General features: G+C 64.2%; 15 protein-coding genes. 11 read left to right on the forward strand and 4 right to left on the reverse strand.

The genetic code is table 11. From position 1 onward, the window contains the following. The first annotated feature begins 1 nt into the window (after position 1). A complete protein-coding gene (locus tag KEC45_RS03970) occupies positions 2 to 247 on the forward strand; it encodes a hypothetical protein (RefSeq protein WP_062182821.1) in 246 nt (81 codons plus the stop codon). On the opposite strand, the gene KEC45_RS03975 is transcribed toward KEC45_RS03970, so the two are convergent. After that, entirely contained in the window at positions 244 to 663 is a 420-nt protein-coding gene (locus KEC45_RS03975; protein ID WP_193749175.1) for a hypothetical protein, read from the reverse strand. The two genes, KEC45_RS03970 and KEC45_RS03975, sit on opposite strands and share 4 nt — an antisense overlap. On the opposite strand from KEC45_RS03975, the gene KEC45_RS03980 reads away from it, so the two are divergent. Beyond that, complete coding sequence (locus KEC45_RS03980; RefSeq protein WP_062182818.1) at positions 662 to 1,819, forward strand: serine hydrolase; 1,158 nt, start codon at positions 662 to 664, stop codon at positions 1,817 to 1,819. The genes KEC45_RS03975 and KEC45_RS03980 overlap by 2 nt on opposite strands. Before the next feature lie 165 nt (positions 1,820 to 1,984). Here KEC45_RS03980 and KEC45_RS03985 read toward each other — a convergent pair whose 3' ends face one another. After that, positions 1,985 to 2,803, reverse strand: a complete 819-nt coding sequence (locus KEC45_RS03985; RefSeq protein ID WP_062182815.1) for a PhzF family phenazine biosynthesis protein — start codon at positions 2,801 to 2,803, stop codon at positions 1,985 to 1,987. Further along, entirely contained in the window at positions 2,800 to 3,378 is a 579-nt protein-coding gene (pdxH, locus tag KEC45_RS03990; protein WP_062184215.1) for a pyridoxamine 5'-phosphate oxidase, read from the reverse strand. The genes KEC45_RS03985 and pdxH overlap by 4 nt, the downstream gene beginning before the upstream one ends. A 161-nt stretch (positions 3,379 to 3,539) precedes the next feature. Here pdxH and KEC45_RS03995 point away from each other — a divergent pair, with 161 nt between their 5' ends. The 8 genes from KEC45_RS03995 (at position 3,540) to KEC45_RS04030 (ending at position 12,589) form a co-directional block, all read left to right on the forward strand. Further along, positions 3,540 to 4,472 carry a DnaJ C-terminal domain-containing protein gene (locus tag KEC45_RS03995; RefSeq protein ID WP_252171503.1) on the forward strand — a complete coding sequence of 311 codons (933 nt, stop codon included), beginning with the start codon at positions 3,540 to 3,542 and terminating at the stop codon, positions 4,470 to 4,472. A gap of 3 nt (positions 4,473 to 4,475) precedes the next feature. Beyond that, positions 4,476 to 5,552 carry a YihY/virulence factor BrkB family protein gene (locus KEC45_RS04000; protein ID WP_083435849.1) on the forward strand — a complete coding sequence of 359 codons (1,077 nt, stop codon included), beginning with the start codon at positions 4,476 to 4,478 and terminating at the stop codon, positions 5,550 to 5,552. Beyond that, positions 5,549 to 6,376 carry an enoyl-ACP reductase FabI gene (fabI, locus tag KEC45_RS04005; RefSeq protein WP_062182809.1) on the forward strand — a complete coding sequence of 276 codons (828 nt, stop codon included), beginning with the start codon at positions 5,549 to 5,551 and terminating at the stop codon, positions 6,374 to 6,376. Before KEC45_RS04000 ends, fabI begins: the two co-directional genes overlap by 4 nt. Continuing rightward, positions 6,369 to 6,899: a GNAT family N-acetyltransferase gene (locus KEC45_RS04010; protein WP_062182806.1), complete on the forward strand. Its 531-nt coding sequence runs from the start codon at positions 6,369 to 6,371 to the stop codon at positions 6,897 to 6,899. Before fabI ends, KEC45_RS04010 begins: the two co-directional genes overlap by 8 nt. A gap of 4 nt (positions 6,900 to 6,903) precedes the next feature. Then, a complete protein-coding gene (aroC, locus tag KEC45_RS04015) occupies positions 6,904 to 7,980 on the forward strand; it encodes a chorismate synthase (protein WP_062182803.1) in 1,077 nt (358 codons plus the stop codon). 7 nt (positions 7,981 to 7,987) lie between these two features. Next, positions 7,988 to 9,766 carry an SLC13 family permease gene (locus KEC45_RS04020; RefSeq protein ID WP_062182800.1) on the forward strand — a complete coding sequence of 593 codons (1,779 nt, stop codon included), beginning with the start codon at positions 7,988 to 7,990 and terminating at the stop codon, positions 9,764 to 9,766. 96 nt (positions 9,767 to 9,862) lie between these two features. Continuing rightward, complete coding sequence (locus KEC45_RS04025; protein ID WP_062182797.1) at positions 9,863 to 11,215, forward strand: dicarboxylate/amino acid:cation symporter; 1,353 nt, start codon at positions 9,863 to 9,865, stop codon at positions 11,213 to 11,215. Positions 11,216 to 11,263: 48 nt separating this feature from the next. After that, positions 11,264 to 12,589 carry a dicarboxylate/amino acid:cation symporter gene (locus tag KEC45_RS04030; RefSeq protein WP_252171504.1) on the forward strand — a complete coding sequence of 442 codons (1,326 nt, stop codon included), beginning with the start codon at positions 11,264 to 11,266 and terminating at the stop codon, positions 12,587 to 12,589. Here KEC45_RS04030 and KEC45_RS04035 read toward each other — a convergent pair. Continuing rightward, positions 12,586 to 13,512 (reverse strand): hypothetical protein, encoded by a 927-nt coding sequence (locus KEC45_RS04035; protein WP_062182791.1) that lies wholly within the window; start codon positions 13,510 to 13,512, stop codon positions 12,586 to 12,588. The genes KEC45_RS04030 and KEC45_RS04035 overlap by 4 nt on opposite strands. A gap of 171 nt (positions 13,513 to 13,683) precedes the next feature. On the opposite strand from KEC45_RS04035, the gene KEC45_RS04040 reads away from it, so the two are divergent. Next, positions 13,684 to 15,090 carry a cytochrome P450 gene (locus KEC45_RS04040; protein ID WP_083435848.1) on the forward strand — a complete coding sequence of 469 codons (1,407 nt, stop codon included), beginning with the start codon at positions 13,684 to 13,686 and terminating at the stop codon, positions 15,088 to 15,090. Positions 15,091 to 15,237: the final 147 nt, after the last annotated feature.

Here is a 15,237-nt window from a genome sequence, read left to right on the forward strand (position 1 = left end):
TATGTCGCATACGGTGATGATGCTGCTGGCCGGGCTGGGCCTGTTGATCCTGCTGCGCCTGACGATCGGGGATGCCGCGCGCGCGACGCGCCTGTTCCTCGTCCTGTGGCTGCTCGTCGCGATCGGCAATATGCTCGTCGGCGTGCTCCATGCGGGCTATGGCTGGGCCGAGGAAGCAGGGATCGCGCTGGTCGTTTTCGGCGTGCCGGCAGCGGTCGCGCTGCTCGCGCGCCGTTTCTCGCGCTAATTCTCGGGGCGTAGCAAACAGCCGCTGGCACCAGCATAGCGCGCGCTGCGCGAGGCGAGCAGCGGCACGCTGCCGGTTACGGTCCGGGTCGCGGGATCCTCGCTCAGCGATATCATTTCCATGCCGGGCTCGAAGTCGCTCTGGCAGCTTTCGAGGCTGCGGCCCTGAACATAGCGGCACGAACAACCGACCCGCGCGGCATAGGCGGAGCCGAGTTCGGCCTGCGCCTTGAACGACGGAAATTTCCAGATCGCGAAAATTGCGAGCAGCACCGCAAGCCCGATCGCCCACGGCAAACAGCCGCCCCAGCGGCTCTGTTTCTTCGGCGAGGGGGCGGGGGCCACGGGCGGCGGCACGGCGGCTGGCGTCTCGCCCGTTGTCGGCCCGGTCGGATTGATGTTATTCACTTGATCCATGATCACGAAAAAACGGCTGCTGGCAAGTGCTGCCCTCGCGATGCTCGGCGTCTGGTCGCTGACGCAGGCGGCAGGGCAGGGGAATATGGCGCCCGCCTCGCCTGCACCGAAGTTCGGAGCATCGCTTGACGGCGTGGCGGCGGTAGAGACGCCGCGGGCCCTGCCTGCGCTGCCCGCCGCCAGCCGCGCGCATGCCGATGCGCTGTTCGCCGATGTCGACGACGTCGGTCAGACGCGCGCGCTTCTGATACTCCGCGACGGGGAGCCGATCTATGAGCGTTACGCCGCGGGTTTCGGTCCCGAATCGAAGCTGATCAGTTGGTCGATGGCAAAAAGCATCACCGCGGTGCTTACCGGTTTTCTCGTCGCCGATGGGCAATTGTCGCTCGACGGCCCGGCGCCGGTCGCGGCCTGGCAACGTAGCGGAGACCCGCGCGGCGCGATTACGCTTCGAAACCTGCTCCATATGTCGTCGGGGTTGGAGCATGTCGAAAGTGGCGATCCGGTTTGGCAGGGCGACACCGTCGCGATGCTGTTCGGCGGCGGTGCGGGCGACATGGCGGGCTTCGCCGAAGCGAAACCTGCGGCGGCACAGCCCGACGAGGTCTTCAACTATAGTTCGGCGACCAGCGTCATCCTGTCGGACATAATCGCCGATACGCTGACCCCGTCGCGGAACCCCGATGCGCGCCGCGATGCGATGCGCGATTTCATCGGCGGCCGGCTGATCGAGCCGCTCGGCATGACCAGCCTGACGCCCGAGTTCGACGCGCGCGGAACGATGATCGGCGGATCGATCATGCACGCGACCGCGCGCGACTATGCAAGGTTCGGCGAATTCCTGCGCAATGGCGGCGTCGTGGACGGCCAGCGGCTGTTGCCCGAAACCTGGATAAAATTCATGCTCACGCCCTCGGCGAACGATGCGGGTTATGGCGGCCATATCTGGCTCAACCGCAAGCGGCCCGCGGGCGTGACGCCGGCGTTATGGCCCGATCGCGGCCCGAACGACCTGTTCGCGTGCATCGGGCATCAGGGGCAATATATCATCGTCTCGCCGTCGCAGCGGCTGACCATCGTGCGGCTGGGCATCACGACCGATGACCAGTTCCCCGCGCTGCGTCGGCATCTGGCGGATCTGACGGCGGCGCTTTGAGGGTTCGGGGTGGGGAGCTGCGGTTGCCTTACTCCACTTCCGTCATCCCGGGCTTGACCCGGGATCCCGCTTTTGGAGCATTCACCGGTATCGGTATCAAGCGAGACCCCGGGTCAAGCCCCGGGGTGACGATGACAGATAGACGGCTTCGGGTCGAAACCTGCCTTACAGCAAAAAGTCGCCAACCACCGTCGTGACGCAGGTGCCCGTCAGCTCGACCATGTCGCCGTCGAGGCGGCAGCCGACATGGCCCCCACGCGCGCTCGCTTGATAGGCGGCGAAATGGTCGCGGCCGAGGCGCGTCGTCCAATAGGGCGTCAGCACGCTGTGTGCCGATCCCGTCACCGGATCCTCCGGAATGCCCGCGCCAGGTGCAAAGGCGCGGCTGACGACGTCGGCGTCCGACACATCGCCGCCGCCCGGCGCGGTCGCGATATAGAGGATGTCGCCCTTGCTCAGCGCCGCAAGATCGGGGGTCAGCGCGCGAACCTCTTCGGCGCTGTGATAGACGATCAGCGCATAGCCGCCGTCATGCCACAGCGTTTCGACCACATTGCCGCCCATCGTGCGCACGATGTCGGGCATCGGTTTCGCCTCCGGGCGATAGGCGGGCAGTTTCATCCGGTAACCCCCGTCGTCGCCGTTGCGCGCGACGGTCAGGCGGCCGGCCTTGCGCGTGCGAAAATGCATGTCGTTCCGCCACTGCGCCGCCGACAAGAGGACGTGCCCGCTCGCGAGCGTCGCATGGCCGCACAGGGCGACTTCGATTGTCGGGGTGAACCAGCGCAGTTCATAATCGGCTTCGTTGCTCTCGTCGGGAACGAGGAAGGCGGTTTCGGCGAGGTTGTTCTCGGCCGCGATGGCCTGCAGCGTCGCATCGTCTAGCCATTCCTCGAGCGGCATGACCGCAGCGGGATTGCCGGTAAAGGGACGGTCGGCAAAGGCGTCGACCTGCGTGATCGGAAGGCGGCGTGCAGCGCTCATGGATACAGCAATCCTTTCGTCCAGCCCTCTCCGGCGCGCCGGAACTGCGTGCGCTCGTGCAGGCGGTGTGCGCGATCCTGCCAGAACTCGATAGCCGAAGGATTAACGCGCCAGCCCGACCAGCGCGGCGGACGCGGCACGTCCTGCCCCTCGAACCGCGCCTGCATTTCTTCGAAGCGCGCCTCGAACGTCTCGCGGCTATCCAGCGGTCGCGACTGGTCGCTCGCCCACGCGCCAAGCTGGCTGTCGCGGCTGCGCGTTGCGAAATAAGCGTCGGCGATCGCGTCGTCGACGGGCGTCACCGCACCTTCGATACGAATCTGCCGGCGCAGCGATTTCCAGTGAAAGAGCAGCGCGACATGCTGGTTCGCCGCCAGCTCGCCGCCCTTGCGGCTGTCGAGATTGGTGTAAAATATGAAGCCGTCGGGACCATGCCCCTTCAGCAAGACCATGCGAAGCGACGGATGTCCGTCGGGCGTCGTCGTCGCGAGTGCCATCGCATTGGCGTCATTGGGTTCGCTGGCGCGCGCTTCGGAGAACCAGCTATCGAACAGGGCAAAGGGATCGTCGCTCATCCGCGCGGTCATAATGCGAGCAGTTGGCGGTGAGCAAGCAATAAGCCCTCCGCCGCAGGGGAGGGCTTTGCTTGCGCGGAACTTGACCTGCAGCGGCACATTACCACATCGACGTGCAATCGGGCTTCACGCCCAGTCACTTATCGGGCTACAGGAGCAAAATGGCCGATCCCTATTCCACCCTGGGCGTTGCGAAGAGTGCAAGCGAAGCGGAAATCAAATCCGCGTACCGCAAGCTCGCCAAGGAATTGCACCCCGACAAGAACAAGGACAACCCAAAGGCGTCGGAGAAATTCTCAGACGTGACCAAGGCGTATGACCTGCTGTCGGACAAGACGAAGCGCGCGCAATATGACCGCGGCGAAATCGATGGCGAGGGCAATCCCGCGATGCCCTATGGTTATGGCGGTGGCGGCGGTTTCCGCGGCGATCAGCGTACGGGTCCGGGCGGTTTCAGCGGTTTCGGCAACGAGAGCGCCGATTTCGGCAATATTTTCGAGGGTCTGTTCGGTGGTCGCGGCGGCGGCGGCGGCGGGCCGTTCGGTGGTTTCGGCGGACGCAGCGCACCGCCGCAAAAGGGCGCCAACGTCGCCTATCGCCTGTCGGTGTCGTTCGTCGATGCCGCGACGCAGGCGCCGCAACGCATCGCGCTTTCCGACGGCGCGACGATCGACCTGAAATTGCCTGCTGGGGTCGAGACCGGCACCCAGATGCGCCTTGCCGGCAAGGGGCAGCCAGGACCCGGCGGCACCGGCGACGGTATCGTGACGATCACGGTCAAGGATCATCCCTTTTACGTGCGCGAGGGCGCCAACATCCGCCTCGACCTGCCGGTCAAGCTGAACGAGGCGGTCAAGGGCGCGAAGATCAAGGTGCCGACCGTCGACGGCCCGGTGATGCTGTCGATCCCGGCCGGTTCCTCGTCGGGCAAGGTGATGCGCCTCAAGGGCAAGGGCTTCAGCCAGAAGAGCGGCGGCCGCGGCGACCAGCTCGTCCGGCTGATGGTGGATTTGCCCGCCGACGACGAGGCGCTGGTCAAGCTGCTCAGCGAATGGAACGATCCGCGCGACGTGCGTGCGGAGCTGGGTGTGTGATGCGTGGCTGACGCCGGCGAGAAAAAGATCGTCGCCGCGCTTGAGCGCGAGGTCGCCGAAGAGGTCGGCAAGGAATTTCTGGCCGAGGGCCATTCGCCGCACTCGCCCGAGGCGCGGGCCGAACGCGCCAAACGCGTCAAGCTGCGCGCGCGCGCCGAAGGGCTGATCCATCGCGGGCGTGAGCAATTGGCGCCCGGTACCCGCGCGTACCGGATCGTGCGCCGCGTCGTCGTCGGCACCTACACCGACGGCTTCATCCATGCGGGCAATCTTGCTTATCTTGCGCTGATCGCGCTCTTCCCCTTCTTCATCCTGCTCGCCGCCGCGCTGTCGATCTTCGGCGGCAGCGTCGGGGGCGAGGCGGCCATCGAGGCGGTTTTCTCGACGATGCCGCCCACTGTCGCAAAGGCGCTTTCGGGACCCATCCGTGAAGTCATGACGGCACGTACCGGCATCTTCCTGTGGCTTGGTGCGCTCGTCGCACTATGGACCGTCGGCAGCCTGATCGAAACGGTGCGCGATATCCTCCGCCGCGCCTATGGCACGCATTTCAGCAAGGGTTTCTTTCACTACCGGCTGCTGTCGATCGGCATCATTACCGGCGCGGTCGTCCTGATGCTGCTATCCTTCAGCATGCAGGTGCTGATCGTCGGCGTCGAACAGTTCGTGACCCGTGTGCTGCCCGAGCGATATCAATCCTTCGGCATCGTGCTGATCTCGCGCGGGGTATCGGGCTTTGGCCTGTTCCTCGCAATCTATATGCTCTTTTACAGCCTTACGCCGTCGAAATACCGGCGGCGGCAATTCCCGAAATGGCCGGGCGCGCTGTTCACGACGCTTTGGTGGGTCGGCGTCACGCTCGCTCTGCCGCCGTTGCTTGCCAGCCTCCTCAGCTATGACGCAACCTACGGCAGCCTCGCGGGTGTGATGGTCGCGCTCTTCTTTTTCTATCTCGTCGGATTGGGTATGGTGATGGGCGCCGAACTCAACGCCGCGCTCGTCGAGGTTGAGGATTTGGGCCACGACGCTATTGGGCGCGTCGACGATGTGATTATTGAAAAGACCGGAGACAAAAAATGACGGGTCTGATGACTGGCAAGCGCGGGCTGATTATGGGCCTCGCGAACGACAAGTCGCTGGCATGGGGTATCGCCAAGGCGCTGCACGGCGCGGGTGCCGAACTCGCGATTTCGTACCAGGGCGACGTGATGCTGAAGCGGGTGAAGCCGCTCGCCGACGAACTCGGCTGCGATTTCCTGATCGATTGCGACGTGTCCGATATGGACAATCTCGATGCGGCGTTCGCGACGCTCTCGTCGCGTTGGCCGACGATCGACTTCGTCGTTCACGCGATCGGCTATACCAACAAGGAAGCGCTGCGCGGCCATTATGCCGACGTCACGCTCGACGACTTTCTGATGACGATGAACATAAGCGTCTACAGCTTCACCGCAGTCGCACAGCGCGCCTCGGCGATGATGACGCCTTATGATCCAGAGACGGGCAATGGCGGCGGCTCGCTGCTGACGCTCAGCTACTATGGCGCCGAAAAGGTGATCCCACACTACAACGTCATGGGCGTGGCGAAGTCGGCGCTGGAAACCAGCGTCAAATATCTCGCCAATGATTACGGCCCGCAGGGCGTGCGCGTGAACGCGATTTCAGCCGGGCCGATCAAGACGCTCGCTGCATCGGGCATCGGCGATTTCCGCCTGATCCTGAAATGGAACGAGCATAACGCCCCGCTGCGCCGCAACGTCACCATCGACGATGTCGGCGGATCGGCGCTCTATCTGCTCAGCGATCTCTCCTCGGGCGTTACCGGCGAAACGCATCATGTCGATGCGGGTTATCACACCGTCGGGATGAAACAGGAAGACGCGCCGGACATCTCGCTTGTCTGACGAAATCGGCATCCGCGCCGCGACGGCGACGGATGCCGAGGCTGTCGACACGATTATCCGGGCCGCGTTTGCGGGAACGGACTTCGGCCATCAGGGCGAAGCCGAACTCGTACGCATGATCGAGGCGGACGGCGATGCGCTCGTCTCGCTCGTTGCTGAACGGGGTGGCGCGATCGTCGGGCATATGTTGTTCAGCCGGATGGAGGTCGAGGCCGATGGCGCCGCGCTAGTAGGTGCCGGTCTTGCGCCGGTATCGGTTGTGCCAGGATTGCAAGGGCAGGGTATCGGCGCCGCGCTGATCCGCGCCGGGCTTGAGAAACTCCGCGAACAAGGCGTGGGCATAAGCTTCGTGCTCGGTCACGAAAGCTATTACCCGCGTTTCGGCTATTCGCCGGGCCTCGCCGCGCGCTTCGCATCGCCCTTTGCCGGACCGCATTTCATGGCGATGATGCTGGACTCGGGCGCGGCTTGGCCGCTAGGCGGACGGGCCGAATATGCACCCGCATTCGGCCGGATGGGATAGGGCAATGAGTTTCAACAGCTTCGGACGCGTTCTTCGCTTCACGACATGGGGGGAAAGCCACGGCCCAGCGCTCGGCGCCGTCGTCGACGGATGTCCGCCGCGCCTGTCGCTGTCCGAAGCCGACATACAACCCTTTCTCGACAAACGCCGCCCCGGGCAGTCGCGCCATACGACGCAGCGGCAGGAACCCGATCAGGTCCGCATCCTCTCGGGAACCTTCGAGGGCAAGACGACGGGCACGCCGATCAGCCTGATGATCGAGAATGTCGACCAGCGGTCGAAGGATTATGGCGACATCGCGCAGGCCTATCGCCCCGGTCACGCCGATTACGCCTATGACGCCAAATATGGCATCCGCGATTATCGCGGCGGCGGCCGATCGAGCGCGCGCGAAACTGCGGCGCGCGTTGCTGCTGGCGGTGTCGCGCGGCTCGTGATCCCCGAAGTGCAGATCCATGCTTGGGTCGCCGAAATCGGCGGTGATGCGATCGATCCCGCGAATTTCGATCTCGAGGAAATCGACCGCAATCCCTTTTTCTGTCCCGACCCCGCCGCCGCGCAGCGCTGGGAAGGGCTGATGGACGCCGCGCGCAAGTCGGGCAGTTCTCTGGGCGCGGTGATCGAATGCGCGGCGAGCGGCGTTCCTGCCGGTTGGGGCGCGCCCATCTATGCCAAACTCGACAGCGATCTTGCCGCCGCGATGATGGGGATCAATGCCGTGAAGGGCGTCGAGATCGGCGCGGGCTTCCAAGCAGCACGCCTTCGCGGCGAGGAAAATGCCGATCCGATGCGCCCCGCGACCGACGGCAGCAACCGTCCCGATTTCCTGTCGAACAACGCCGGCGGTATCGCTGGCGGCATTTCGACCGGCCAGCCCGTTGTCGTGCGCGTCGCGTTTAAACCGACCAGTTCGATCCTGACCCCCGTGCCGACGGTGAACAAGGCGGGCGAAGCGACCGACATCGTCACCAAGGGCCGTCACGACCCGTGCGTCGGCATCCGCGGCGCGCCGGTTGTCGAGGCGATGATGGCGCTTGTCCTCGCCGATCATAAATTGCTGCACAGGGCCCAAAACGGCTGATGACCTAGTGGAGTTCGTCGCCGCATTTATCGCGGAGCAAAAGGCGGTTATCGGCCTGTTCGTGCTCGCGGGCATGTTCGCGGCTTTCGTCTGGGAACGCTTCTCGCCGTCGGTCGTCGCGGTTGCCGGTGCGGGTATGATGCTCGCGCTGGGTCTGCTCGATGAAAAGGGTGCTTACGGCGTCTTTTCCAACAGCGCTCCGCTCACCGTCGGGGCGATGTTCATCCTCTCGGGCGCGCTGATCCGTACCGGGGTGATCGACAAGGTCGGCAACTATGTCGTCGACCGCGCGAAGCGAAACCCGCGCCTCGCGGTGATCGAGGTGTTCGGCGGCGGCCTGCTCGTGTCGGGCTTCATCAACAGCACACCCTTCGTCGTCGTCATGATGCCCGTCTGCTTCCGGCTCGCCGAGGCGCTTGGCGTGTCGCCCAAGAAATTGCTGATGCCGCTGTCGGTGATTGCGGTGCTCGGGGGCTGCCTGACGCTGATCGGCACCTCGACCAATCTCGTCGTTGCCGGGATCGCCGAACAGGCAGGGCTCGGCCATTTCGGACTGTTCAGCATTACGCCTTATGGCCTTGCGGTCGCGGCGGCAGGCGTCGTTGGACTCCTGATCATGGCGCGCTTCCTACCGTCGGACTATCCGCGCATCGCCGAAAAGGCGAACGGGGCGGAACAGCTTTATCTGACCGAACTCGGCCTTGGCGAAGATGATCCGGCCATCGATATGTCGCTCGACGCCGCCAGCCTCGGCATTGCGCCGTCGCAGATCGTCGGGGTGCTTGCCGGCGGGCGCCTGATCACGGGGGCGGATGCACAGAATCACCGGCTCGCGCCCGGTAACCGAATCGTCGCCCGGCTCGATGGCGCTGCGCTGATGACGATTCGCAGCGAGAAGCGCTTTGCGATCGGCATCGGAGAGAACCCGGATGCCGAATCGACCGTCGTCGAGGTGACGGTTTCGCCAAGCCACCGCTCGATCGACCGGCCGCTTGCCGAAATCCCCTTCCTCCAGCGCCAGCGGGTCCGCATCCTCGGCGTAACTCGCTTTCGCCATCTTCCGGGGCCGACTTTGTCGGAAAACCGCATCCGCGCCGCCGACCGCCTGCTGATCGACGCCGACGACGCGAACATCGCGCAGCTGCGCGACAATCCCAATCTGATCGGCCTCGCAATGGCGTCGGTCACCGCCTTCCGCCGCCGCCGGGCATGGATCGCGATCCTCGTGATGGCAAGCGCGGTGCTGTTGTCGGCAACGGGCGTCATGTCGATCGGCATCGCCGCCTTCATCGGCGTGGGGATCGTGCTGCTGACGCGCTGCATCGATGCGTCCGAAGCGTGGGGCAGTATCGACGGCGACGTATTGATCCTGATCTTCGCGATGCTCGCGGTTGGGGCTGCGCTCGAACAGGCGGGCTCGGTTGCGCTGATGGTCGGCGCGCTCGAACCGGTGCTGACCGACGCGCCGCAATGGGCAGTGATCGCGATCGTCTATTTCTCGGCATTGTTGCTGTCCGAATTGCTCAGCAACAATGCCGTCGCGGCGCTGATGGGGCCGCTTGTCATTGGCATTGCCGAAGCGACGGGAGTCGCGCCGCAGCCGCTGCTGATCGCGCTGATGCTCGGTGCCTCGGCCTGTTTTGCGACACCGGTCGGTTACCAGACAAACACGCTCGTCTATGCCGCGGGCGATTATCGCTTCATGGATTTCGTGCGCATCGGCGTGCCGCTCAATATACTCACGGGTGTCGCCGGCTGCGCCGCGCTTGCCTTCTGGACACCCTGACCGAGCGATAGGCCCGGCAGCGATTGCCCGCGGCGCGTCACCCTGTTACCCCGCTCGCATAACGATCCGTCCCTGGGGCGGAACAGGGAGTAATTTATGGGCCATCGCCTGACTTTGTACATTCTTATCGGGATGATCCTCGGCGTCATCACCGGCTATCTGGTGCGGGTATATGTGCCCGCCGACAGCGAAGCCTTTGCCTATTGGCTGCGCAGCTTCAGCACGCTGTCGACGATCTTCCTCAACCTGATCAAGCTCGTCGTTGCGCCGCTGATTCTCGGCACGCTTGTCGCGGGAATCGCGCATATGGGCGACAGCTCGGCGCTCGGCCGCATTGGGACGCGCGCAATCGCATGGTTCATCCTCGCCAGCCTGATCTCGATCAGCCTGGGCCTGATCATGGTCAATTTCTTTGAGCCGGGTGCGGGGCTCAACCTCACCGTCGGTGCGCATTCGATTGCAGAGGTTGGCGAGGTCAAAAAGCTCGACCTGTTTGAATTCATCGAACATGTTTTCCCGAAGAATATCTTCCAGGCGATGGCGGACAACAATGTCCTCCAGATTCTTGTTTTCGCGCTGTTTGCGGGCGTTGGCCTGACGGCGATCGGCGAAAAAGGGAAGCCGCTGGTTCGCGGCGCCGAGGCGCTTGCCGAATTGATGCTCCAAATTACCGGCTATGTGATGCGCCTCGCGCCGATCGCGGTATTCGGTGCGCTAGCCGGCGTTGTCGCGAAATATGGCCTCGGCATCCTCGGTACTTATGCCGAACTCGTCACCGAATTCTACCTCTCGCTCGTCGTGCTGTGGGTCATCCTGCTCGGTGCGGGCGCGATCTTCCTTGGCCGCCGGATATTCTCGCTGATCCGCTATATTCGCCAGCCGCTGCTGATCGCTTTCTCGACCGCGTCGTCGGAGGCTGCGATGCCCAAGCTATTCGAACAGCTCGACCGCTTCGGCGTGCCGCGCCGCATTTCGGGCTTCGTGCTGCCGCTGGGTTACAGCTTCAACCTCGACGGTTCGATGATGTATGCGAGCTTCGCGACGCTCTTCATCGCGCAAGCCTATGGTATCGAGCTGTCGATCACGCAGCAGATTCTGATCCTGCTGACGCTGATGGTGTCGTCGAAGGGGATCGCAGCGGTGCCGCGCGCCAGCCTCGTCGTCATCACCGCGACGCTTGCGATGTTCGATCTGCCGGTCGAGGGCGTTGCGCTGATTTTCGCAATCGACCAGTTCCTCGACATGGGGCGCACCGCGACCAACGTCGTCGGCAACGCCGTGGCAACAAGTGTGATCACCAAGTGGGAAGGCATGCTCGAAGAGCCCGAACCCGCCGACCTCGAGCGGCCGCATGCGCCATCGCACACACCGCACCATGGAACCCGTGGGCTCGATCTTCGTGATGACATAGCAGAGGGTGAAAACAAGCCAGCGGCCGATAACGCGTAACGCGCGAGCTTCGGGCCGCCCAACCGGGGGCGAGCAAGGAGCTGAGCCATGGCCGAAGCAGCGGCGATCGACGGGGTGCACCGTGACGAAGCGCGTGCGAGACGGCTGCGCTGGCGGATGCTGGTCGGGTTTCTCGCGGGCCTCATTATAGGGCTTGGCGTTCACTATGGCGCGCCGGATGCGGCGTGGGTCGAAACCGTCACAACCTATGTGACGGGACCGATCGGGCAGATATTCCTGCGCCTGCTTTTCATGCTTGTGATCCCGCTGCTCGTATCGGCGCTGATCGTCGGCGTCGCCGAAATGGGCGAGATGCGGGCGCTGAAATCGGTCGGTTTGCGCACGCTCGCCTATACGGTCGTCGTCTCGGCAATTTCGGTCGTCATCAGCCTTGCCGTCGTCAATTTGCTCCAGCCGGGCGCGGGGGTCGATCCCGCGCTCGCGCGTTCGCTGATGGCCGAGGGGGCGGCGGGCGCGCAGGCGATCGCCGACCGCGCGGGCGAGGCGAAGACCGGGATGGATGCGGTCGTCGCGATCGTCCCCGACAATCTCTTCGCCGCGATGGGCGAGAATGACGTGCTTGCGGTCATGTTCTTCGCGCTTTTCTTCGGCATCGGGTTGATGCTCGTGCGTACCCCGCGGACCGAGACGCTGAAGACTGCGATCGAGGGCGTGTTCGAGGTGGTGATGAAGCTCATCGGCATCGTCATCCAGCTCGCGCCGATCGCCGTCTTCTGCTTCATGTTCAACCTTGCGGCGCAGTTCGGCTGGGACCTGATCATCCGCCTGTCGGCCTTTGTCGGCGTCGTGCTGCTTGCGCTCGCGCTTCAGATGTTCGTCGTCTTTCCGCTGCTGCTCAAGACCCTTGCGGGCAAATCGCCCGTCGCCTTCTTCCGCGAAACGCAGGAGGCGTCCGTCATGGCATTCGCGACCGCCTCGTCGAACGCGACGCTTCCGACCGCACTCCGCGTCGCGCACGACCGCCTCCGCCTGCCCGACAAAGTCGCACGCTTCGTGCTCACCATCGGCGCGACCGCGAACCAGAACGGCACCGCGATGTTCGAGGGTGTCACGGTGATTTTCCTCGCCCAATTCTTTGGCATCGACCTGACGCTCGACCAGCAGTTGGTCGTGATGCTGGTTTGCATTTTGGGCGGCATTGGGACGGCTGGCGTGCCGGCGGGATCGCTCCCCGTGATTGCGCTGATCCTCGCGTCGGTCGGGGTGCCGCCGGAAGGGATTGGGCTGATCCTCGGCGTCGACCGTTTCCTCGACATGTGCCGCACGACGCTTAACGTTGTCGGCGACCTTGTCGCCGCGACGGTCGTTTCGGCGGGCGTGAAAGATCCGCCGCCCGCCGGTCAAGCTTCCTAATTATCGCGGACGCGGCCTTCACGATTGGGCTCCGGCGCCTGGCGTGCCGGGCGTGGTGCCTCGCGCACAACGGGAGCAGGTCGCGCTGCGGGCGGCGGACTCGCGACCGGAGCCGGGCGCGGCCGCCCGGCGCCCGCGCCGCGGTCGGGGCGGCCGCCATTGCCATCGCCGCGGTTCCAGCCGCCGGGGCGGCCCTCCCCGCGATCGGGACGACCGGGATTGCCCGCGGCAGGCGGCGTAGCGGGACTTCCGGGGCCACGGCCGGGCCGTGTGCCACGCGGGCCGTCGGGATTGCCATCACCGCGGCCCCATCCTCCGGGTCGGCCGGGGCGACCGTCGCCGCGGTCGGGGCGTCCGGGATTGCCGGCGGTAGGCGGCGTCCCAGGATTGGCGGGGCCGCGCCCGGGGCGCGTACCGCGCGGGCCGTCATTGTCGTGATCGCCGCGATTCCACCCACCCGGGCGTCCCGGCCGACCGTCGCCCGGTCGCCCGTCGTTGTCGCCGCGGTTCCAGCCGCCGGGGCGGCCCGGCTTCCAATCGCCACGTCCGCCATGATGTTTCCACCAAGCGCGGCGCCCGCCCCAATAATTCAGATATTGGCCGCGCAGCGGATAGCGGTTGCGGTAATTGTCGAACATCCACATCCCATAACCGGGATAATAATAATCGTCGTACCAGCCGCCGCCGAAGCCGATCTGGGCGAAGCCGCCGCCATAGTCCGACGCGTCGTAGCAGTCGTAACCATAGCCATCGTCATAGGCATAGCCGTCGCTATCATAATAGGCGTTACCATAGCGCGCGGCGCAATCGCCGCCCGAGGCATAGCTCGAACCATAGACGTCGCCATAATAGCAGCCGCCGAGCATCGTAGTCGCCAGTGCGCCGAACGCGATGGAGATGGGGCGCTTCAAACTCTTCGCCATGGGCTTGTCCTTTTGGGTCCAACGGTTGCGACCCGTCCACTTGTTGCATGAATTGTACGAGTCGAGTTGAATTTGCGGTGAATGCCGTCAAGTGTTCGGCAACGCCTTACTTGCATCGATGTCAGTAGTTGGTTACGCCTTGTATCGGAACATGATGACGAGGATCGACCGATGAACGCGCCGACGAATATCCAGCCCGCGAACACCCAATGGTCCGAAAAGCGTTTCGGTCCCGATACGCAGCATTGGCTGCCGCGCAACTCGGGCTCGACGCTCGACCATATCCCCGGCGAAGACGGTTTGCCCGTGCTCGGCACCACGCTCGACCAATTGCGCGACTATCCAGGCTTTGCGAACCGGATGGTCGCGAAATATGGCCGCGTCTATCGAAGCAACAGCTTTGGCGGGCGCAGCGTCGCGCTCCACGGTCCCGAGGCGAACGAACTTGTGATGTTCGACCGCGAGAAGATCTTCTCGTCCGAACAGGGCTGGGGACCGGTACTCAACCTGCTCTTCCCGCGCGGTCTGATGTTGATGGATTTTGAAAAGCATCGCGCCGACCGCAAGATATTGTCGGTCGCGTTCAAACCCGAACCGATGCGCCACTATGCCGATTCGCTGAACGAAGGGATTCGCGACCGTGTCGGCCAGTGGAGCGGCAAGACGTTCAAATTCTATCCGGCGATCAAGGAACTGACCCTCGATCTCGCTGCGACCAGCTTTCTCGGTATCCCGTGGGGACCGGAGGCGGACAAGGTCAACAAGGCCTTCGTCGACATGGTGCAGGCGTCGATCGGCGTCGTCCGCGTGCCCTTGCCCTTCACCGCGATGGGCCGCGGCGCAAAGGGGCGCGCCTTTCTGGTGGAATATTTCGGCAAGATGGTCCCCGAACGGCGCGAGGGCACGGGCGAGGATATGTTCAGTCAGATTTGTCGGACGCGCGACGACAATGGCGAATATATGTCGGTCGAGGCGATCGTCGACCATATGAACTTTCTGATGATGGCCGCGCACGACACGATCACCAGCTCGATCACGACGCTCGTCTGGGAACTCGCGCGCAATCCGGAATGGCAGGACAAGCTGCGCGAGGAAATGCTGAGCGTCGCGCCGGCGGGCGAGGGCGTCGGGCATAACAGCCTTGGTCAGCTCGAAATGACCGAATGGGCGTTCAAGGAAGCGCTGCGGCTCGTCCCCCCGGTCCCGAGCTTCCCGCGCCGAGCGCTCAGGGATTTCGAATATGGCGGCTACCGCATCCCCGCGGGCACCTCGGTCGGCGTCAGCCCTGCCTATACGCATATGATGGAGGAGCATTGGCCCGAGCCGGCAAAGTTCGACCCGATGCGCTTTTCGCCTGAGGTCGCGCGTGAGCGGCACAAATATGCGTGGGTGCCCTTCGGCGGCGGCGCGCATATGTGCCTTGGCCTTCACTTCGCCTATATGCAGGCGAAAATCTTCTTCCACCATGTCATCACAACGCACCGCATCATCGTGGCGGACGGCTATGCGCCCGAATGGCAGGTGCTTCCGATCCCGCGGCCGAAGGACGGGCTGACCGTGAGTTTCGTTCCGCTGTGATCTGAGGGCGAAACGACCGGCGCTCCGCCGCAAACGGAGGGGGCCTCTGGCCGATGCCGATGGCTGCCGGAGCGTGAAAATTGCGCTGTTGATAGCGTTCCCATGCGGCTATGCTGCCATTGACTGGGTCGCGTTGAAACCGAGCGG

This window comes from Sphingopyxis sp. USTB-05 (assembly GCF_023822045.1).
Taxonomy (GTDB): Bacteria; Pseudomonadota; Alphaproteobacteria; order Sphingomonadales; family Sphingomonadaceae; genus Sphingopyxis.

Coding starts and splice junctions, on each gene's coding strand:
- KEC45_RS03970 (WP_062182821.1), top strand. CDS start 2: ATGTCGCATACGGTGATGATGCTGCTGGCCGGGCTGGGCCTGTTGATC.
- KEC45_RS03980 (WP_062182818.1), top strand. CDS start 662: ATGATCACGAAAAAACGGCTGCTGGCAAGTGCTGCCCTCGCGATGCTC.
- KEC45_RS03975 (WP_193749175.1), bottom strand. CDS start 663: ATGGATCAAGTGAATAACATCAATCCGACCGGGCCGACAACGGGCGAG.
- KEC45_RS03985 (WP_062182815.1), bottom strand. CDS start 2,803: ATGAGCGCTGCACGCCGCCTTCCGATCACGCAGGTCGACGCCTTTGCC.
- pdxH (WP_062184215.1), bottom strand. CDS start 3,378: ATGAGCGACGATCCCTTTGCCCTGTTCGATAGCTGGTTCTCCGAAGCG.
- KEC45_RS03995 (WP_252171503.1), top strand. CDS start 3,540: ATGGCCGATCCCTATTCCACCCTGGGCGTTGCGAAGAGTGCAAGCGAA.
- fabI (WP_062182809.1), top strand. CDS start 5,549: ATGACGGGTCTGATGACTGGCAAGCGCGGGCTGATTATGGGCCTCGCG.
- aroC (WP_062182803.1), top strand. CDS start 6,904: ATGAGTTTCAACAGCTTCGGACGCGTTCTTCGCTTCACGACATGGGGG.
- KEC45_RS04025 (WP_062182797.1), top strand. CDS start 9,863: ATGGGCCATCGCCTGACTTTGTACATTCTTATCGGGATGATCCTCGGC.
- KEC45_RS04030 (WP_252171504.1), top strand. CDS start 11,264: ATGGCCGAAGCAGCGGCGATCGACGGGGTGCACCGTGACGAAGCGCGT.
- KEC45_RS04035 (WP_062182791.1), bottom strand. CDS start 13,512: ATGGCGAAGAGTTTGAAGCGCCCCATCTCCATCGCGTTCGGCGCACTG.
- KEC45_RS04040 (WP_083435848.1), top strand. CDS start 13,684: ATGAACGCGCCGACGAATATCCAGCCCGCGAACACCCAATGGTCCGAA.